19 protein-coding genes are annotated in these 19,898 nt (G+C 62.9%); 2 read left to right on the forward strand and 17 right to left on the reverse strand.

Going from position 1 to position 19,898, the window contains the following annotated elements:
* Positions 1-71 precede the first annotated feature (71 nt).
* The 7 genes from proX to G4923_RS13615 form a co-directional block, all read right to left on the reverse strand.
* Complete coding sequence (gene proX / locus G4923_RS13585; protein ID WP_163137379.1) at positions 72-1,073, reverse strand: glycine betaine/L-proline ABC transporter substrate-binding protein ProX; 1,002 nt, start codon at positions 1,071-1,073, stop codon at positions 72-74.
* Positions 1,070-2,218: a glycine betaine/L-proline ABC transporter permease ProW gene (proW, locus tag G4923_RS13590; RefSeq protein ID WP_163137380.1), complete on the reverse strand. Its 1,149-nt coding sequence runs from the start codon at positions 2,216-2,218 to the stop codon at positions 1,070-1,072. The genes proX and proW overlap by 4 nt, the downstream gene beginning before the upstream one ends.
* On the reverse strand, positions 2,215-3,411 hold the full coding sequence (gene proV / locus G4923_RS13595; RefSeq protein ID WP_163137381.1) for a glycine betaine/L-proline ABC transporter ATP-binding protein ProV: 1,197 nt from the start codon (positions 3,409-3,411) through the stop codon (positions 2,215-2,217). The genes proW and proV overlap by 4 nt, the downstream gene beginning before the upstream one ends.
* A 467-nt stretch (positions 3,412-3,878) precedes the next feature.
* The gene (gene folA, locus G4923_RS13600) at positions 3,879-4,373 is read right to left on the reverse strand and encodes a type 3 dihydrofolate reductase (RefSeq protein ID WP_106887670.1); all 495 of its coding nucleotides are present in this window, start codon (positions 4,371-4,373) and stop codon (positions 3,879-3,881) included.
* Between the two features lie 24 nt (positions 4,374-4,397).
* A complete protein-coding gene (locus G4923_RS13605) occupies positions 4,398-4,865 on the reverse strand; it encodes a threonine/serine exporter family protein (protein ID WP_163137382.1) in 468 nt (155 codons plus the stop codon).
* A gap of 115 nt (positions 4,866-4,980) precedes the next feature.
* Positions 4,981-5,793, reverse strand: coding sequence for a threonine/serine exporter family protein (locus tag G4923_RS13610; protein WP_106887672.1), 813 nt, complete (start codon positions 5,791-5,793; stop codon positions 4,981-4,983).
* A 221-nt stretch (positions 5,794-6,014) separates the two neighbouring features.
* On the reverse strand, positions 6,015-6,353 hold the full coding sequence (locus G4923_RS13615; RefSeq protein ID WP_163137383.1) for a DUF3135 domain-containing protein: 339 nt from the start codon (positions 6,351-6,353) through the stop codon (positions 6,015-6,017).
* Between the two features lie 403 nt (positions 6,354-6,756).
* On the opposite strand from G4923_RS13615, the gene mog reads away from it, so the two are divergent.
* Positions 6,757-7,287 (forward strand): molybdopterin adenylyltransferase, encoded by a 531-nt coding sequence (gene mog, locus G4923_RS13620; RefSeq protein ID WP_163137384.1) that lies wholly within the window; start codon positions 6,757-6,759, stop codon positions 7,285-7,287.
* A 37-nt stretch (positions 7,288-7,324) separates the two neighbouring features.
* Here the strand turns inward: mog and G4923_RS13625 are convergent, their stop codons facing one another.
* The 3 genes from G4923_RS13625 to G4923_RS13635 all read right to left on the reverse strand — a co-directional run bounded on the left by G4923_RS13625 (position 7,325) and on the right by G4923_RS13635 (position 9,888).
* Positions 7,325-7,672 carry a DUF2541 family protein gene (locus G4923_RS13625; protein WP_240455345.1) on the reverse strand — a complete coding sequence of 116 codons (348 nt, stop codon included), beginning with the start codon at positions 7,670-7,672 and terminating at the stop codon, positions 7,325-7,327.
* A 239-nt stretch (positions 7,673-7,911) separates the two neighbouring features.
* A complete protein-coding gene (locus G4923_RS13630; protein ID WP_163137386.1) occupies positions 7,912-8,667 on the reverse strand; it encodes a DNA/RNA non-specific endonuclease in 756 nt (251 codons plus the stop codon).
* A 243-nt stretch (positions 8,668-8,910) separates the two neighbouring features.
* Positions 8,911-9,888, reverse strand: coding sequence for a cytochrome-c peroxidase (locus G4923_RS13635; RefSeq protein WP_163137387.1), 978 nt, complete (start codon positions 9,886-9,888; stop codon positions 8,911-8,913).
* 449 nt (positions 9,889-10,337) lie between these two features.
* Between G4923_RS13635 and G4923_RS13640 the strand changes: the two genes are divergently transcribed.
* The gene (locus tag G4923_RS13640; RefSeq protein ID WP_163137388.1) at positions 10,338-11,063 is read left to right on the forward strand and encodes a carbonic anhydrase; all 726 of its coding nucleotides are present in this window, start codon (positions 10,338-10,340) and stop codon (positions 11,061-11,063) included.
* A gap of 72 nt (positions 11,064-11,135) precedes the next feature.
* On the opposite strand, the gene G4923_RS13645 is transcribed toward G4923_RS13640, so the two are convergent.
* The 7 genes from G4923_RS13645 to G4923_RS13675 all read right to left on the reverse strand — a co-directional run bounded on the left by G4923_RS13645 (position 11,136) and on the right by G4923_RS13675 (position 19,657).
* Positions 11,136-12,044: a pseudouridine-5'-phosphate glycosidase gene (locus G4923_RS13645; protein ID WP_163137389.1), complete on the reverse strand. Its 909-nt coding sequence runs from the start codon at positions 12,042-12,044 to the stop codon at positions 11,136-11,138.
* Entirely contained in the window at positions 12,038-13,129 is a 1,092-nt protein-coding gene (locus tag G4923_RS13650; RefSeq protein WP_163137390.1) for a PfkB family carbohydrate kinase, read from the reverse strand. Before G4923_RS13650 ends, G4923_RS13645 begins: the two co-directional genes overlap by 7 nt.
* A 376-nt stretch (positions 13,130-13,505) precedes the next feature.
* Entirely contained in the window at positions 13,506-13,865 is a 360-nt protein-coding gene (gene nirD / locus G4923_RS13655) for a nitrite reductase small subunit NirD (protein ID WP_163137391.1), read from the reverse strand.
* Positions 13,862-16,444: a nitrite reductase large subunit NirB gene (gene nirB, locus G4923_RS13660; protein WP_163137392.1), complete on the reverse strand. Its 2,583-nt coding sequence runs from the start codon at positions 16,442-16,444 to the stop codon at positions 13,862-13,864. Before nirB ends, nirD begins: the two co-directional genes overlap by 4 nt.
* Positions 16,445-16,471: 27 nt before the next feature.
* Positions 16,472-17,293: an ABC transporter ATP-binding protein gene (locus G4923_RS13665; RefSeq protein WP_163137393.1), complete on the reverse strand. Its 822-nt coding sequence runs from the start codon at positions 17,291-17,293 to the stop codon at positions 16,472-16,474.
* Positions 17,294-17,327: 34 nt separating this feature from the next.
* Positions 17,328-18,287, reverse strand: coding sequence for an ABC transporter permease (locus G4923_RS13670; protein WP_163137394.1), 960 nt, complete (start codon positions 18,285-18,287; stop codon positions 17,328-17,330).
* Positions 18,288-18,301: 14 nt separating this feature from the next.
* Positions 18,302-19,657, reverse strand: a complete 1,356-nt coding sequence (locus G4923_RS13675) for a CmpA/NrtA family ABC transporter substrate-binding protein (RefSeq protein ID WP_163137395.1) — start codon at positions 19,655-19,657, stop codon at positions 18,302-18,304.
* Positions 19,658-19,898 lie beyond the last annotated feature (241 nt).

The following is a 19,898-nucleotide window of genomic DNA, read 5'->3' on the forward strand; positions in this document are numbered from 1 at the left end:
CCATAAAAAACGCCCGGCAATGGCCGGGCGTTTTGCTTGCTGACATCCATGGACTGGGCTGCGCCTGGACCTTAGCCCGCTGATTTGTCTTGCGCTGCGGCACGCGCCTGGGTCAGCCAGTCATTGACCAGGGCCTGGTGTCCCTTGAGCCAGGCATCGGCGTGGCGCTCCACATCCGCCGGCTTGTTCTGTCCCTTGTTCATCAGGCCGTTCTGGATGTTGATGTCGTTCAACGGCAGCTTGACGATGCTGAACAGCTTGGCTGCCGCCGGGTTGGCATCGGTGAAGGCCTTGTTGGCGACTATGTGCATGGTGTTGACGGCAAAGCCGTAGTTCTTGCCGTTGGGCAGCCGGGTCTTGGCCGCCTCTTTGGCATCGGCGGGCACTTCCAGCCACACCACGTCCTTGCCCGGCACCAGCTCGCTGCTGAGCCAGTAGGGGGTCCAGGTGTAGTAGAGCACCGGCTTGCCGGCCTGATAACGGGCCAGGGTATCGGCGATCAGGGCCGCGTAGTTGCCCTGCTTGTGGGTGACTGTCGGGGTCAGACCGAACTCGTCCAGATGATGGTTGATGGCCCCTTCGCAGCCCCAGCCCGGGTTGCAGCCCACCAGATCGGCCTTGCCGTCGCCATCGCCGTCAAACAGCGCCGCCAGCTTGGGATCCTTGAGCTGACCCAGGTTGGTGATGCCGTACCGGGCCGCAGTCTTCTTGTCGATGAGGTAGCCCTGGGCGGCGCCGGCCACATAGGTGCCCTGACGGAAGAACACCTTGTCGCCCCCAGCCTGTTCGTACTTGTTGTCCTGCAGCGGTATCCAGTTGAAGGCGAGGAAGGTGCCGTCCCCTTGCGCCACCGAGGCGTAGGCCACGTTGTAATCCACCTCCTGGGCGGGCTGGACATCATAGCCGAGGCGGCCCATCAGCTTGCTGACCAGCAGGCTCTGGAAGGCCTCCTCCGGCAAGGAGCTCTGCAGGGGCTGCACCTTGACCCCCTCCCCCGGCAACGCTGTATTGGCCATGGCGAGGGAACTCAGCAGCAGGGCGCTCAGGGTCAATCCTTTGGTGATCTGTTTCATGCATTTACTCCTTTGTAATCGAGGGATTTGCCGCGGCCGCACAGGCGCAGCAGCAGGGCGACGGGACCGCGCTGATACCAGCGGCCGACCCGGCTGCGATCCGGCTGCCCCATCGCCTGGGTCAGTCGGTCGAGGACTATGGCCAGCAGCACTATGCCGAGGCCGCCGATGGAGGCGAGCCCCATGTCGAGGCGGCCTATGCCGCGCAGCACCATCTGGCCCAGGCCGCCGACCGCAATCATGGAGGCGATCACCACCATGGAGAGCGCCAGCATCAGGGTCTGGTTGACCCCGGCCATGATGGTGGGCATGGCGAGCGGCAGCTGTACCTTGAACAGCAGCTGGGAGGGGCTGGCACCGAACGAGTGGGCCGCCTCCACCAGATCGGCGGGCACCTGGCGAATGCCCAGCATGGTCAACCGGATCATCGGCGGCAGGGCGAAGATGACGGTCACCACCACCCCGGGCACATTGCCTATGCCAAACAGCATGACGATGGGGATGAGGTAGACGAAGGCCGGGGTGGTCTGCATGGCATCCAGCAGCGGCCGGGTCCAGGTGGAGAGCCGCTCGCTCCTCGCCAGCAAAATGCCGACCGGCAAGCCTATCAGCACGCAGAAGAACAGCGAGGTCAGCACCAGGGACAGGGTCACCATTGCATCGGACCAGGCGCCGATAAGGCCGATCCCAACAAGAGACGCGAGCGTGCCGAGCGCCATGCGGCCGCCCACCAGCTGCCAGGCGATCAGGGTCAAGAGCCCCATCATCAGGGTGGAGGGCACAGTCTGCAACAGCTGGGTCATGGCCCCCAGGGCCAGCTCCACAGGGGCGCGGATCAGCTGGAACACAGGCCGCAGGTTCTCCACCAGCCAGCCGATGCCCCCCTCGACCCAGGTATCCAGCGGCACCAGGGCCTGCTGGAAGGGATCCAGCCAGTCGACGGCGGCACTGTTATCGACCATTGCGATCTGGCTCTGCCAGTCTGCCGCCTCTGTGGCCGTACTGCCCCAGGGATCCTCGGCTGTGGTGGTGGTCGCAGCGCCCCAGGGATCGGCCTGCGCCTCGTCGGCCCAGGCGGGAGCGCTCGTCAATAGCAACAGCGCCAGCAAGCCGGTCAGCAGACGGTTCAAGAGGTTGAGATTCATACCGGGGTACTCCTGTCCAGGGTGTTGAGCAGATTGGCCTTGGAGATGAGTCCCAGATAGGTGCCATCCTCCTCGACCACTGGCACCTGGCAGGGTGCGGCGGCCACCTGGCTGATGAGTTCGTTGAGGGAGGTGTCGGCCAGAATGGGCTGGATGTCCGCCAGCAGCGCCTGCTCCAGGCTCCCCTTGTCACGGACCGCCTGACCGAGCGACTCGACCGAGACGACCCCGAGGAAGCGGCGGCTGCGATCCACCACGTAGCCGTACTCCCGCTCCAGCTCCTTGAGCTGGCGCAGGGCATTGCCCGGCCCGTCCGTGGTGTGTTTCTTGATAAGCGGCATCTGCTTGCGGCTGGCCACATCCCGGGCGCTGAAGACGTTGGCGAGATCCACCCCGCGAAAGAAGGCGCGCACATAGTCGTTGGCGGGCTGGTTCAGGATCTCGTCCGGGGTGCCGACCTGCACCAGCTGGCCATCCTGCATGATGGCGATGCGATCGCCGATGCGCATCGCCTCGTCCAGATCGTGGGAGATGAAGACAATGGTGCGCTGCTGGCTCGCCTGCAGCTTGAGCAACTCGTCCTGCATCTCGGTGCGGATCAGGGGATCCAGCGCGGAGAAGGCCTCGTCCATCAGCAGTATGTCGGGGTCATTGGCCAGCGCCCGGGCCAGGCCGACCCGCTGCTTCATGCCGCCGGAGAGGGCGTCGGGGAAGGCGTCGATCCACTGCCCCAGACCCACCTGATGGAGCGCCTGACGGGCGCTCTGCTGGCGCTCCGCCAGCGGCACCCCGGCCAGCTCCAGACCGAAGGCGGTGTTTTCCAGCACGCTCAGGTGGGGCATCAGGGCGAAGGACTGGAACACCATGCTGATCTTCTTGCGGCGCACCTGGCGCAGTTCGCGCTCCGAGATGGCGGCTATGTCCTCGCCATCGATCAGCACCTGGCCACGGGTCGGCTCGATCAGCCGGTTGAAGAGACGCACCAGGGTGGACTTGCCCGAGCCGGAGAGGCCCATCACCACGAAGATCTCCCCCTCGTGGATGGCCAGATTGACATCCTGGACCCCCAGGGTCTGCCCGGTCTTTTGCAGTATGCTGGCGCGGTCGTGCCCTTTCGCCAGCAATTTGAACGCTTTTTCCGGATGTTCTCCGAAGATTTTATAGAGCGATTTCACTTCGAGTTTGACTGTCATACTGTCCTTTTTTTATGGCCGGCATCTTGCTGTTCCTGCTGCCGAACGCGCACCAATTACTTTCAACACTAAACAATTAAGCCAAACAACAAAAGAACCATAAGAGTCCACTAAAACAAGTTGTGACATAAATAACTGATTTTTATAACTTATTTAAGGCAACAAAAATTCAACAGATGACCGAAATGGATCGGAAAAATATGAGGTAGCTGCATAAATAGTCCGTTTATTATCCATATCATGAGTAGAATCAAGGGGGTGAGGAGCATAAATGAGGGTCCTCCCCCGGACTGAGGCCCCCTTTCATCAAGACCCACAAAACAATTACAACATTAATCATATTTAATCCCTGTGAAGGGGGGGCGATTTAGGGGAGGATTGAGCAGGAAAGGGGCCTATGCGGAGCGCGGCGGCGAAGTCGAAAAAAAAAGCCCCTCGCAGTGGAGGGGCCTTGCTGACGGGAGGGATTAGCGTCGCTGCCAGGTTTCGAAGCAGTAAGGATGAGGGTTCTTCTCGTCGGGCTGATGGGGATCGCTCTCGGTGCGCACCCAGTCCCCCTCATCGAAGGCGGGGAAGCGGGTATCCCCTGCCACCGCCAGATCGATCCGGGTCAGATAGAGCCTGTCGGCCCGGGGCAGCAGCTGGCCATAGAGATGCCCCCCCCCTATCACCATCAGTTCATCCACTTTCTCGCCCCTTGCCAACAAGGTGAGCGCGGCCTCGACCGAATCGACCACCTCCACCCCTTCTGCGCAATAGTCAGGGTTGCGGCTGATCACCAGGTTGCGGCGTCCGGGCAGCGGGCGACCTATGGACTCGAAGGTCTTGCGCCCCATCAGCACCGGCTTGCCGAGCGTCACCCGCTTGAAGTGGGCCAGATCGGCGGGCAGATGCCAGGGCATCTGGTTGTCCAGGCCAATCACGCGATCGTGCGCCATGGCGGCAATCATGGAAATGTGCATGGGTTCAGCCTCTTGCAGCCAGTCTCAGATAATGGGCCGGTTACGGTACACGACCAAAGAGGGGATCGCCAAACCGAAACTGAGGGCCCCCACGATAAAGAGCACCTTGAGGCCGTTGGTCACGGCGTGATGGATAAGCTCCGTGGTCACCCCCGAGATGTTGAGCTCCACCACGGCAATCATGGTCTTGAACGCATAGACACCCGGGATCATGGGGATGATGGAGGCAACGCTGAACACGGGACGCGGTGCCAGCAGGCGCTTCGACCAGTAGACGCAGACAAAGCCCACCGTAGTAGACGCCGCCAGGGTGGCCCACTCTATGGGCATGCCGTAATGAATGAGCAGGGTGCGCAGGCTGTGGGCCAGGGCACCTCCCATGGCGCAATACTTCAGCATCCTAGGCGGCACGTTGAACAACATGGCGAAGCCGACCGCCGGTATGGCAGACCAGAACGCATCCCTGGCGAGCAGCAAGAGCAGTTCCATCATGGCCGCGTCCCTCCCGCCAAGACCACCAGACGAGGCCCTGGCCCAACACTCACACTAATGGCACCGAAACGGCGCGCTATTGTCCCGCTTCTAGCGCGGATAGCGTCATTGCATCTCATATGGAGTTCCACCACAGTTTCCAGCCCCAGATCCCGGTGACCGACATGGCCAGCACTATGCCGATAACGGCGCTGATGGTGAGCAGGGTCGCCATGCCCCAACGGGCCAACCCCAGGTTGAAGTAGCCCTTCACCATGTCGGAAACCGCATTGATGAGCGGAAAACCCGGCACCAGCAGCAAGACGCTGGCCGCCATGGCGAGATAGGGTTGGTCTCCCCACTGGAAGTAGGTGGCGCAGGAGGCGATCAGGGTGGCGACGAAGCCGGTCGCGGCGAAGTTGATGAGCGGACTGTGGTGATGGCGAGCCATCAGCTGGCGCACTCGCATCGCCACCGCAGCGGCGATGAAGGTCACCAGGAAGATGGGCCAGTCGCCGCCGAACAGCAGACTGAAGGCGCCGCAGGAGAGCCCCACCATGGGCACCACCAGCCAGGGGTGATAATGGAATGGCACTATGCCGTCGAGCCGCTGGCGCACCTCCCGCACACCGATCAGCTCCTTCTCCGCCAGGATGCAGATGCGCTGGACCTCGCACACCACCTGCATGTTGATCCCCTGATCCCGCACCCGGCGGGTGGTGGTGACGCAACTCCCCTGATAGAGGCTGGTGAGCACTATGGCACTGGCGGAGATGGCCATCTCGACGCTCTCCAGCCCCAGCGCCAACCCGAGCCGGACCGTGGTCTGCTCTATGATGCGCCCCTCGGCACCATGCTGGGCCAGCAACTGACCCACCTTGACGATGATCCGGGTGATCTCTGTCTGTTGCTCCCGCGACAGCACCCTTCTTGGTGTGATACTTCTCATAATCCCTTAGAGTCGTAGCAAGATGAAATGTGCCGAGATATTACCCCAAGCGTTATATTCCTTCATCCATATCTGCGGATTTAGCGGGCCGCCATGTTATTAAATGAGTGTGCAATGTGAATTTGCAGCAAATAAAAAACAAACCACCCTGTTTATTAACATTGGGTGGTTTTCGCTGAAGAAAATATTGAAAATAGCGGAGCAGGGTGGCGGCCAATAAATTATTTATTCCTCGGATGATCCGCCAGCACTATCACATTGTCTGGCGGCAGCCTCTCTTCGGCTTGCGCCAGAGACGTCTCCTGCAACTGGATGATGTGGCGGCGCATGGCATACACGGAGTCGTGCATCATGTTGGCAATCCGGATGCAGCTGTCGAGATTGTTCCTGGCCAGACGGCGCTGGCAATCGATGCGAAACTGCAGGCCCCGCAACCGCCGCTGCCGATCCGGCCCCACCTGCGCTATCAGGGCCTCTATCTGCTGGTGCAACAAGGCATCGAGCCGCTCCGGCTCGGCCAGGGCCCAGTGTTTGAGCGTATCAAAATCTGGCAGCTCCATATCCCCTCCTGGCCAGACTCCTCCCACATCCAAGTGCGACCACGCCCGGCACATCATTTCGCTGTCCATAGAAAGGTTATATAAGATGGTGGGGATTTTGGGTCTGTCGGCTCCGAGTCACAGGAGTCCGCTTTTTCATCCAGTGGGCGGATATTGGGCGAGAGGAAAGATTAATTCTTTAGGATTCATGAAATTATAGTGATGCCCCATGCGTCACTTTTTTTATAAATTTTAAAGGCTTTTATGGCTCTTCTTATTCCCTATTCATCGATAGCGAATAGATCTGCTTTTCGTTCGACTCTCAATTTAGACCTTGCCATGTCGCACCCAAGCCGGTGGTTTAACATATCTCACTGATTATGTTATTTTATTTACCACTTTTTCCAATGACCAAGGGTTGAGCATGAGCAAGGCAAGAATCGGTATAGTCACCGTCAGCGATCGCGCCAGCGCGGGCATCTATGAAGATCTCTCCGGCAAGGCCATCATCGACACCCTTGACGCCTATCTGACCTCGGAGTGGGAACCCGTCTATCAGGTGATCCCGGATGAGCAGGATCAGATTGAGGCGACCCTGGTTCGGCTGGCGGATGAGGAGTCATGCTGCCTCATCGTCACCACGGGCGGCACAGGGCCGGCCAAGCGGGATGTGACACCGGAAGCCACCGAAGCCGTGTGCGATCGCATGATGCCGGGCTTTGGCGAGCTGATGCGGGCCGAGTCACTCAAGTTCGTGCCCACCGCCATTTTGTCACGCCAGACTGCAGGCCTGCGCGGCAGCTCCCTCATAGTCAACCTGCCGGGCAAGCCCAAGTCCATCCGCGAGTGCCTGGATGCGGTCTTCCCTGCCATTCCCTACTGCATCGACCTGATGGACGGGCCCTATCTCGAGTGCGATGAAGCCGTCATCAAGCCATTCCGCCCCAGGAAATAGCTAAGTGGACGGGGGATGTTAAGCCCCCGTTCCTCTCTTATTTGCGGCCGTACACCTTGACCCCCGCCTTGCTCCCTTCCGAATTGCCATAAACCTCGATCCGCTTGATGCAGACCCGGCTGCCGAGGGACTTCCAGCCGGACTCCTGATCCTCCTTCAGCGTCTTGTCAAAGTGCAGTGTCTTGCTGCGGTCATTGCCGTAGATCACCTTGACCCTGTCCAGAGTCAGCTCCCGCCCCGCCTTGACCATGATGGACTTGGCCGGACGACAGATGATGACGGGAATGATGGCAGCATGGTCGCCCACCCCCAGCAGCATGGTCTTGCCCAGCAGAAATTCATCATCGGCCATGGCCGGGGACACAACCCCGCCGAGCAGCGCCATCGGCACCAGGATGCGCAAGGCGCGGGTAAAGGGGGATGAGAGATGAAGAGAAAACAGAGCTGACATTATGCCTCCTGAAAAAAGGGGCATGATAAGGGTCCATAACCAAACCCAAGCTGTACTGGAGCTGTACCAGGGGGCAAGGCAATAGCCAGGCGAGGCTCATGCCGATGATGGCACCTCAGGCGCCAGACCTGTGATGGCGGGGATTCAGGCCCCCGTCATCACCCCTGGGGAGACTAGTTGCCCCACATGGTCATCAGCTGGGATTCCATGGCCTCTTCCGGCTCATCCGGCAGCGCGGTGAAGAAATCGAGCCCGGTCTGCTCCTCCACCGCATCCACAGTCACTATGTAGTCCGCAAGCCGGCTGGCCGACACATTCTCCTGGGGCAGGATGAAGGCGATGGCTTCCTGATTGGCTACATCCATCACCACCCTGTAATAGGCGTGGGGCACAGTCACACCGTTGCCGATGGCGCCATCGGAGTTGGTGAAGATGGGGCCGGTGATCACCTGGACATTCTCATAGGCGATGGCCCACTGCCGGGTCTTCTCTTCCAGGATGCGCCAGGCCCCCTGATTGAGGGCCGGCAACTGCGGCGTCATGTTGGTCAGCAGGAAGCTCTGCTTCATGGTGGTGGCGCTGGTGCGCATGTCCGCCGCGGGCGCCTGATGGCCGCGATCAAAGCCCGAGCCCTTGTAGTCCGCCAGGGTGGCGCGGTACTGCACCGGCACTTCCTTGTCTTCGGCGAAGGCATCTTTGCGCGGCACCTGCCCCTGGGCGCTGGCCGCCGTCATCCGGTAAGAGACCCAGTCAGAGACCTTGGTGTCGTAGTTGTAACCGGCGGCATAGCCCTCCCGGCACAACAGCTGACTGGATTGACCTGGCACCCCCAGGGTGACGTGATCCTTGCACTGAAAGCCCGCCGCCAGGGTCGGGAAAGTGGTGAGAGCAAATCCGATAGCCAGAACCAATTTATTGATATTATTCATTATTATGCCACTCCTTGTGTTAGGCGGAGTGATTTGACACCAGGTCGGATGAGCAAGGCAATCGCACAAATAGCGAGCAATCCGGAAATGTGAGGGGGGCGGCAGATCGGTGAAATCCCTGTCGCCAGCTGGGGGATTGCCATCCCGTTCTCGCTGTGACAGGAACGGCACTTTGACTTGGTTATCAGATAGATAGGTAGACAACAAGCGGAGCCACCGGCTCCGCCACTCTCCTCATTCCGCTCAGCTCTTCACCTCAGGCCTGGGGGTATCGGGCCGGGACGGCGGCAGTATGGGCAGCACTATCTGCGGCTGCTCCCCGGTCAGGCTCTCGAGGTAGGCGGTCATGTCGTCGGCCTCCTGCTCGCTCAGGCGCTGGCCGAGCTGGATGTCCGCCATGATCTGCACCGCCTCCTTGAGATCCCAGACGGCGCCGTCGTGGAAGTAGGGGTAGGTCAGTTCTATGTTGCGCAGGGTGGGCACCTTGAACCAGCCGATGAGCTGCGGCTCGCCGGTCACCGCGCCGCGCCCCTGGGCCGGGTTGTCGGTCTGGTAGTGCTTGACCAGCCCCATCTTCTGGAAGGTGTTGCCACCTATGGCGACCCCGTTGTGGCAGGCGGTGCAGCCCTTCTCCTTGAACAGCTGATAGCCCTTCAGTTGCTGCGCCGTCAGCGCCTTGCCGTCCCCCTTCAGCCAGCGATCGAAGGGGGCATTGGGGGTGATCAGGGTCTCCTCGAAGGCGGCGATGGCATCGGTGACTTCATCTATGCCGAAGTCCGCCTTGCCATAGACAGCATCGAAGCGGGCGCGGTACTCGGGCAGGGTATGCAGGGTGCCCACCGCCAGCTTGTGGGTGAAGGCCATCTCAAGCGGGTTCTCGATGGGCCCGGCCGCCTGCTCCTTCAGATCCTTGGCGCGACCATCCCAGAACTGCACGAAGTTGAGGCTGGAGTTGAGCACGGTCGGGGAGTTGATCGGCCCCTCCTTCCACTTGTGGCCGAGGGAGCTAACCTGATTATCCACCCCGCCGGTTGCCAGGTTGTGGCAGGAGTTGCAGGAGATGGCATTGGATTTTGACAGTCTGGGCTCGAAGAACAGCATCTTGCCCAGCTCGACTTTCGCCGGGTCTTTCACCTTGGCGGCCTCGACCGCTTGTATCGGCTCACTCGCCCACCCCATCCCGGGCAAGGCCAGTGCCAGCAGCAGACAATATTTATTCATCTTTTTTCTCTCCCTTGAGTCTGCGAACAATCGCAGCCTCAGCCTGCCCGGGAAAGGTTCTCTTTTATTTGCCCAAGATCAATATAGGTTACAAAAAACCACAATAAAAACAATGCATTGATTTATTTCAGGCGGAGTAACGGCGGGGACTTGCGAGGTAAAAACAAGCTGAATTTCGATGCGTGAATTATGAGCTAATTCATCAGCAACGACAGCCTATTAATTAGATTGCTGTCATTGAATAAAGCGATTATTCAATATGCAGTGGCGACCGCCCGTTAATTAGATCCATTTAATATGCATCATAAATATGAGCCGTTGTCGCCACCAATAATAAAGAAGCCGGTCTGAACCGCTGTTCCCCTTATTTCAGACGATGCCATTTGTTATTCCTTCACTAAATCAAGGAGGCGAATGGTTGTGCTTTTCAATCAAGATAAGGATATATGATGAGAAAGTCCCTGCTGGCCGGCGCCCTGCTGCTCTGCCCCACGGCCTTCGCCGCTACTGTGCACTGGGAATACAGTGGTGAGGCCGGCCCGGCGAAATGGGCAAGGCTGACCCCGGAGTTTGGCCAGTGCGCCGGCAGCAACCAGTCGCCGGTCAACCTCACGGCTCTGGTGGAGGCCGAGCTGGCGCCGCTGCAGTTCCACTACCTGCCAGGCGGCAAGACGCTGGTCAACAATGGCCACACGGTACAGGTCAACTATGCCCCCGGCAGCACCTTGCAACTCGACGGTATGGCGTTCGAACTCAGGCAGTTCCACTTCCACGCCCCCAGCGAAAACCTCATCGAGGGCAGGTCCTACCCCCTGGAGGGGCACCTGGTGCACGCCAACGACAAGGGGGAGCTGGCGGTGGTAGCGGTGATGTTCGAGGCGGGCCGCGCCAACCCGGCCCTGAGCCAGGCCTGGCAGGCGCTGCCAGCCAAGGCCGGGGAAACTCGCGCCCTCAAGGTACCGCTCTCGGCAGAGCAACTGCTGCCCACCCAGCGCGGCTACTACCGCTTCAGCGGCTCGCTGACCACACCGCCCTGCTCGGAAGGAGTGCGCTGGCTGGTGATGAAGCAGCCGGTGCAGGTGAGTCAGGCCCAGATCGACGCCTTCAAGGCGGTGATGCACCACCCCAACAACAGACCCGTCCAGCCTCTCAACGGACGCCAGGTGCTGCAATAGGGTTTTATGTAAGCGATTTTCGCAATAAAAAGAGGGCCTATTGGCCCTCTTTTGCATCTATCACAAAGATGTTTACAGGCTGGCGGCAATCTTTGCCCCCAGGGCGGCGTTGTTGAGTACCAGCTGGATGTTGGCCGCCAGGGAGTTGCCACCGGTCAGCTCGCACACCCGGGCCAGCAGGAAGGGGGTGGATGCCTTGCCCTTGACCCCCTGCTCGTCCGCCTCACGCAGTGCCTGGGCAATGGCCGCGTCTATGTCGGCCTTGGGCATGGCAAACTCGGTCGGGATGGGGTTGGTGACCACGGCGCCACCGGCCAGTCCCAGCTCCCACTTGAGGCGCAACGCCTCGGCAATGGCCGCCGGGGTGTCGAGGCGGTAATCCACCTTGAAGCCGCTCTCGCGGGTGTAGAAGGCGGGCAGCTCCTCGGTCTGATAACCGATGACGGGCACCCCCTGGGTTTCCAGATATTCCAGGGTCAGGCCGATGTCGAGGATGGACTTGGCACCGGCGCAGACCACGGCCACCGGGGTCTGGGCGAACTCCTGCAGATCTGCCGAGATGTCGAAGGTCTCCTGGGCGCCGCGGTGCACGCCGCCGATGCCGCCGGTGGCGAACACCCGGATCCCCGCCATGGCGGCGATGATCATGGTGGAGGCAACCGTGGTTGCCCCCAGCCCCTTGTTCGCCAGCACGAAGGGGATGTCACGGCGGCTGCACTTGGTGGCGGCGTGACCGGCCTTGCCCAGCGCCTCCAGCGCCCCCGCATCCAGACCCACCTTGAGGCGGCCATCCAGAATGGCGATGGTGGCCGGCACGGCGCCGTTGTCGCGCACCACCTGCTCTACCTGGCGCGCCGTCTCCACGTTCTGCGGATAGGGCATGCCGTGGGAGATGATGGTGGACTCCAGGGCAACGACAGGTTTGCCAGCGGCCAGGGCAGCGGCGACTTCAGGTTGGATATCGAGGTAAGCGTTCAACATGGGTACTCCTCCAGCATGCGTTCAACGGCGGCCTTGGATAGGCCGGAAAAGACGGTATCGGAACAATTGACGGTGAGGGCAGCGCAGCCGAGGGCGAAACGGGTCGTCTCCATGATGCCCTGCTCCTGCAACCAGGCGTGGGCCAGCCCTGCCATGAAGGCATCGCCGCCGCCGGTCACGTTGACGACGGGGCTGCCGAGCACGGACAGATGGCCCTGGCACTCCCCGTCGCTATAGAAAATCCCCTGATCCCCGAGGCTCAGGAACAGCCGCTGCACCCCGGCGCGGTGGAACCAGGCCGCCGCCATGGGCCAGGTGTCGGGCCCCCCGATGGTGAAGCCGCACAGCTGCTCCGCCTCGGTGCGATTGGGTTTGAGGGTGTGGATGCGGTGCAGCCAGGGGCGGATCTTCTCCACCTTGGCCACCGACACGGTGTCGACGAAGATGATGTGCTCCCCCTGGCGCTCGAACAGCCAGTCCAGGGTGTGGGTGGCGAGATTGGTGTCCAGCACCCAGAGCCGGGCCGCGCCAAGGAAACCGCTGAGCGGGGTAAGCCGGGCCGGGGTGAGTTCGTCTATGATGCCCATGTCGTTGACGGCGCAGCTCATCTCGCCGCTGCCATCGTGCAGGCTGAGGTAGCAGGAGGTCGCCTGCCCCTCCAGCACCAGCGCCTGGCGCACGTCGACGCCGGCGCGCTGGCTCACCTCCAGCAGGTGATGGCCGTACTGATCGTTGCCCACAGCCGTCAGCAGCCGGGTATCGGTGCCGAGCCGCGCCAGGTTCTCGGCTATGTTGCGCCCCACCCCGCCGGCGGAGGTGCGGACCCGGCCCGGGTTGGAGTCGCCGATGCGCAGGTTGTCGTGGCTGCAGCCACAGATGTCCATGTTGGCACCGCCGATCACCACGGCGTAGGGCCCTTCCCGCAGCACATAGCCGCGCCCCTGCACATAGCCCTGGCGCATCAGGCTGGAGATGTGACTCGCCAGCGCCGAGCGGCTGATACCCAGCCTGTCTGCCAGCTCCTGCTGGGCAATCATGGGATCCTGGCGCAGCAGGGCGAGGATCTCTTGTTCACGTTCCGTCATAGACAAACATCCAGTTACAAACGTTTGTCTATTATTTCCGAAAAACGTTTTCCCGCCATCCTCTCGTGCAAGAAATGTCGGGTCAGCCACAAAAAATCACCGGGACACTCAGGGCCGGATAGTCCAGACCGCGACCGTCCATCAGGGCGTAGCGCTGTTTGTCATGTCGGGTCAGCAACAAGAACATCACCGGGCAAGCCCGGTGATCCTTCATGGGATATGTGCGGCGCACTCAGCCCAGCCGCGCGACACTCAGGGCCGGATAGTCCAGACAGCGACCGTCCATCAGGGCATAGCGCTGCTTGTAATGTCGGGTCAGCAACAAGAACATCACCGGGCAAGCCCGGTGATCCTCAATACGATATACACGACCCGCTCAGCCCAATTGCACCCAGACAGCACCCTCATCCAACCGCACCGGCCAGCAGGCGACACTCAGGGCCGGATCGTCCAGACAGCGGCCGTCCATCAGGGCGTAGCGCTGCTTGTAGAGGGGGGAGGCGACCACGGGCTCGCCCCCGGCGTCTCCCACCAGGCCGCGCCCCAGCACGGCGACGCCGGCCAGAGGGTCCACCCCGTCCAGGGCATAGACCCGCCCCCCGAGGCGAAACAGCGCCAGCACCCGCCCGTCCAGCCAGGCGCTGCGCCCGGCCTGCTCCGGCAGGGCGGACAGCTCGCACACCCTATGCCACTGTCCATGCTCGGGGTGCGCTGTGCCTTCCTTGAAATCCTTCATACCACCTCCTTGATACTGATATCCGGCACCCACTGGCCCCGCTCCTCCCGCCGGGGCGGTGTCTCGTCCTCGGGCCGGTTGACGAAGGCCTCGAACAGCTTGAGCTTGTCCGGATCCGCCAAGGTGCTCCTCCACTCGCACTGCCAGGTACCGACTATCCCCTCCATCATGGCCTCCAGCTCGGCCCCTATGCCGAGCCTGTCCTCGATGATCACCGACTTGAGGTAGTCGAGCCCCCCCTCCATGCCCTCCATCCAGACCGAGGTACGCTGCAGCCGATCCCCGGTGCGCACGTAGAACATCAGCAACCGGTCTATGTAGCGGATCAGGGTCTGCTCGTCGAGGTCGGTGGCAAACAGATCGGCGTGACGCGGCCGCATGCCGCCGTTGCCGCAAACATAGAGGTTCCAGCCCCGCTCGGTGGCGATGACGCCTATGTCCTTGCTCTGGGCCTCGGCGCACTCCCGGGTGCAGCCGGAGACCGCAAACTTCAGCTTGTGGGGGGCCCGCAGCCCCTTGTAGCGGTGCTCCAGGGTCTGGGTCAGGGTCATGGAGTCCTGCACCCCGTAGCGACACCAGGTGGAGCCGACACAAGACTTCACGGTGCGCACCGACTTGCCGTAGGCCTGGCCAGTCTCGAAGCCCGCCGCCACCAGCTCGCCCCAGATGGCGGGCAGTTGGTCGACCCGGGCACCGAAGAGATCGATGCGCTGGCCGCCGGTGATCTTGGTGTAGAGGCCGTACTTGCGCGCCACCTCCCCTATGGTAATGAGCCCGTCCGGGGTGATCTCCCCACCCGGGATGCGCGGCACCACCGAATAGGTGCCGTCCTTTTGCAGGTTGGCGAGGAAGGCGTCGTTGGTGTCTTGCAAAGCGCGGTGGGGCTTCTCCAGCACGTGCTCGTTCCAGAGGGACGCCAGTATGGAGGCCACCGTCGGCTTGCAGATGTCGCAGCCAAGGCCCTGGCCGTGCTTGTCCCGCAGCGCCTCGAAGCTCTTCAGCTCGCCGACCCGGGCCAGGTGATAGAGCTCCTGGCGGCTGTAGGCGAAGTGCTCGCACAGCCCCTTGTCCGCCTCGACCCCGATCTCGCTCAGGGTCTGCTCCACCACCTGCTTGAGCAGGTTGCCGCAGCCGCCGCAGCCGGTGCCCGCCCTGGTGCAGCTCTTGACCGCCGAAAGCTCGTGGTTGCCCGCCCGAACGGCGGCCACCACCTCCCCCTTGCTGACGTTGTGGCAGGAGCAGAGGATGGCGCTGTCCGGCAGCACCAGGGGCGCGGGGGCAGCCCCCACCTCCCCCACCAGCAGGGAGAGCGGCGGCTGGGGCAGCGCCACCCCGTTCTGGTAGTACTGCAGCAACCGCTCATAATCGGTTCCGTCCCCCACCAGGATGGCGCCGAGCAGCCGGCTCCCCTCACCGTCGGTCACCAGCTTCTTGTAGATGCCCTTGACCCTGTCCAGCAGCAGCAGCTCCTGGGCCCCGGCGGTGCTGGCGTGGGCGTCGCCGATGGATCCCACATCCACCCCCATCAGCTTGAGCTTGGTGGACATGTCGGCCCCGACAAAACGGGTCTCGCCGCCGCACAGGCTGGCCACGGCGGCCCGGGCCATCTGGTAGCCGGGGGCCACCAGGCCGAAGATGCGCCCCTGCCAGAGCGCGCACTCGCCGATGGCGAGGATGGCGGGATCCGAGCTGTGGCAGCCGTCGTCGATGCAGATGCCCCCGCGCTCCCCGACCACCAGCCCGGATTGGCGGGCCAGGGCGTCGGCGGGGCGGATGCCCGCCGAGAACAGCAGCACGTCGGTCTCAAGATGAGTGCCGTCCTTGAAACGCAGGCGATGGCGAGCCTGCTCCCCCTGCTCTATGCACTCGGTGGCCTTCTCCACCAGCACCTCGACCCCGAGGGCGCGGATCTTGTCCCGCAGCACGGCGCCGCCACTCTCGTCGAGCTGCACCGGCATCAGCCTGGGGGCGAACTCCACCACCTGGGTCTTGAGGCCGAGCAGCCGCAGGGCGTTGGCCGCCTCCAGCCCCAGCAGGCCGCCGCCGATGACCACGCCGCTACGGGCCTGGGCACAGGCATCGCGGATGGCGGCGAGATCCCCCAGGGTGCGGTAGACGAAGCAGCCCTCCCGCTGGTGGCCGGGGATGGGGGGCACGAAGGGCACTGAGCCGGTCGCCAGCACCAGACGGTCGTAAGGGAACTGCTCGCCGTTGGCCAGCGTCAGGGTGCGGGCGGCCCTGTCGAGCACCTCCACCCCGGCCCCCAGCCGCAGTTCGACCCCCTGCGCCTCATACCAGGCGGGATCCGCCATGCGCAGCGCCTCCGGGGCCTTGCCGCCGAACACCTCGGAGAGGTGCACCCTGTCGTAGGCGGAGTCCGGCTCGGCCCCGAATACCGTCACCTCGAAGCGCGCCAGCCCGCCGGCCGCCACCAGCTGCTCGATAAAGTGGTGACCCACCATGCCATTGCCCACCACCAGCAGGCGCTGCTTACCGGCCTTTTCGGGGGATCCGGCGCTCTGGCGATCGTTAAGATCCATGCCGTCGCCTACCACCCACAGTTGCTCTTTGTCAGCCATATCTCTCTTCCTTGAATCCGTTGGGGCTCAGGCACGCAGCTTGCTGCGCACTTTCTCGGCCGCCTTGAGGGGGGTCACCTTGCGCTGCTTCTCGTAGAGGAAGCGCAGCACCTGCTGGCGCAGCTTGTGGTAGTGGGGGTCGTCCGCCAGGGCGACCCTGTCTCTGGGCCTTGGCAGGTCCACGGTCAGGATCTCCCCGACTGTGGCACTGGGGCCGTTGGTCATCATGCAGATGCGATCGGAGAGCAGCACCGCCTCGTCCACGTCGTGGGTGATCATGATGACGGTGTTGCCAAGCTCAGCCTGGATCGCCATCAGGGCATCCTGCAGATGGGCCCGGGTCAGGGCATCGAGGGCGCCGAACGGCTCGTCCATCAGCAGCACCTTGGGGGAGAGCGACAGCGCCCGGGCTATGCCGACCCGCTGTTTCATGCCCCCCGACAGCTCGTGGGGCATCTTCCGGCTGGCGTGGTCCATCTGCACCAGGGAGAGGTAGTAGTCCACCCGCTCCGAAGCCGCCCGCCGGTTCGGCTCAACCTGCCCCACCGCCAGCGCCACGTTCTGCTGGACGCTGAGCCAGGGCAGCAGGGCGTGGTTCTGGAACACCATGGCCCGCTCGGGCCCTGGGCCCGCCACCTCGCGGCCATCGAGTATGATGCCGCCCAGGGTCGGCTCCAGCAGCCCGGCCACCAGGTTGAGCACTGTGCTCTTGCCACAGCCCGAGTGACCTATGAGGGAGACGAACTCCCCCTTCTCGATGCGCAGGTTGACCCGGCTGAGGGCCTCGAAGCTGCCCAGCTCCGTCTCGAACGAGATGCCGACGTCGCTTATCTCCAGATAACTCTTCATTGGCTCTTCTCCTGCCTGAATATGGAATTTGTTGTTAACGCAACACCTGGCGCTTGTCCCAGGAGAGCCACTGCTGCAGGGCCAGCATGCCCCTGTCCAGGGCGCAGCCAATGAGGCCTATGGTGATCACCGCCACCATGATCCGGGCCAGGGAGGCCGAGCCGCCGCTCTGGAACTCGTCCCACACGAACTTGCCGAGCCCCGGGTTCTGGGCCAGCATCTCGGCCGCGATCAGCACCATCCAGGCCACCCCGAGCGACAACCGCAACCCGGTGAAGATCATGGGCAGGGCCCCGGGCAGCACTATGCGCCGCACGTGGGTCACAAAGGAGAGCCGCAGCACCCGGCTTACGTTGTGCAGATCCCTGTCCAGCCCCGCCACCCCCACCGCCGTGTTGATCAGGGTCGGCCAGAGGGAGCAGAGGGTCACCGTCAGGGCCGAGGTGAGGAAGGACTTGGCGAGCCAGGGCGCAGGGCTGGCGTAGAGGGCGCTCACCACCAGCGTGATGAGGGGCAGCCAGGCCAGGGGGGACACCGGCTTGAGCAGCTGGATCACCGGATTGGCGGCGCGATAGAGCCCCTGATTCATGCCGAGCAACACCCCGCACGGGATGGCGATCAGGGTCGCCAGAGCGAAGCCGCACAACACTGTGAGCAGGCTGGTGGCAATCTGATCGAAGAAGGTGGGACGCCCTGTGTAGGGGCGCAGCTTCACCTCGGCCGCCGGATCCTGCGCCAGCCTTGCAGCGTTGCGCACCTGCTGGCGCTCGAGGAAGGCACTCGCCCTCTCCCGCTCGGCCAGGTGATCCTGACCCAGGGACCAGAGCTGGCTGGCGGTGGCGAGCGGCCCGGGCAGGGTGCCCAGACTGGTCTGCACCTGGCTAGCCCCCCACTGCCAGAGGCCGAGGAAGAGCAGCACGCCCAGCAGGGGCTGCACCATGACTTTCCAATTGACGGCTTTCCAATGGATGAGTGGCCACTTGTGTCGGTTCATTGGGTTCTCCTTGCTCATTGCACTCGCTCATCGCCCTTGAGGCCGATGGCAAACTGATGCAGATAGGCGTTGGGGTGGCGGCCGTCGTAGAGCAGGCCGTCGATGAAGCCATCCTGGGGGCCGCGATAGCCCTGCTCGCTGGCAAAATCCGGGAAGTCGGTGGCCTTGAGTTTGCCCTCGGCGATCAGCGCCTCGGCGGCCTGGCGATAGACGCCCGGCTGGTAGACGGCCTTGGCCACCTGCTCGAACCAGGCGTCCGGCTTGGCCTCGGGGATCTGGCCCCAGCGCCGCATCTGGGTCAGATACCAGATGGCGTCCGAGTAGTAGGGGTAGGTGGCGTGGTGGCGGAAGAAGACGTTGAAGTCCGGCAGCTGACGCTTGTCCCCCTTGGCGTACTCGAAGGTGCCGGTCATTGAGTTCGCAATCACCTGCTCGTCGGCCCCCACGTACTCCGGCCTTGCCAGCAGCTTGGCCGCCTCGCGCCTGTTGCCGTTCTGCTCCGCATCCAGCCACCAGGCCGCCCGCAGCAGCGCCTTCACCAGCCGGACATGGGTGTTGGGATGGCGCTCTGCCCACTGCCGGGTGACGCCGAACACCTTCTCCGGGTTGTTGCGCCAGATCTCAAGGTCCGTGATAACGGGCACCCCTATGCCTCTGGCGACCGCCTGCTGGTTCCAGGGCTCCCCCACGCTGTAGCCGGCTATGGTGCCCGCCTCCAGGGTGGCGGGCATCTGGGGCGGCGGCGTCACCGAGAGCAGCACGTCAGCCTGACGCTGGCCCGAGTTGTCGCCAAGCTTGGGCGCGTAGAAGCCGGGGTGCAGGCCGCCCGCCGCCAGCCAGTACCTGAGCTCGTAGTTGTGGGGGGATACGGGGAACACCATCCCCATGTTGAAGGGCTTGCCCCCCTGGCGGTACTCGGCCACCACGGGTTTGAGGGTCGCGGCGCTCACAGGGGGCGGCACCTGGCCCGCCTTCGCCTTGGGCAGCTGGGGCGCCATGGCGGCCCAGACGCTGTTCGCCACCGTGATGGCGTTGCCGTTGAGATCCATGGCAAAAGCCGTCACCAGCTCGGCCTGGGTGCCAATGCCGATGTGGGCCGCCAGGGGTTGGCCCGCCAGCATCTGGGCGCCGTCCAGCTCGCCGTCTATCACCCGATCCAGCAAGATCTTCCAGTTCGCCTGGGCTTCCAGGGTCACGTAGAGCCCCTCGTCCTCGAAATAACCGCGCTCATAGGCCACCGCCAGCGGCGCCATGTCGGTCAGCTTGATGAAGCCGAGCCTCAGCTCCTCCTGCTCCGGAGCCCCCAGCGCCAGTACCGGCAGCGACAGCGTCGCCAGCAGCAAGCCCGTACATCCTTGTCTCTTGTTCATTCGCCTTCCTCGCTCACATCACAGTCATGGGCAGCCGTTCCCCTGCGCCGTTGCAGAGTTGCGACCAAAAAAAAACCTCACCGATCCGGGATCGGTGAGGCCTCTTTGCCCTGTTGCGAGTGACGGGCCCATGGGCACCATCACTCCTTGTATGTTGACTAATTCACTTTCCGTGCCAAATTGGCTAATCCATAGAAACTGGCCCTATCCCGCCTCTTTCCTCCCTGTTTCTCCCCTCGTT

This window comes from Aeromonas rivipollensis (assembly GCF_010974825.1).
GTDB lineage: Bacteria > Pseudomonadota > Gammaproteobacteria > Enterobacterales > Aeromonadaceae > Aeromonas > Aeromonas rivipollensis.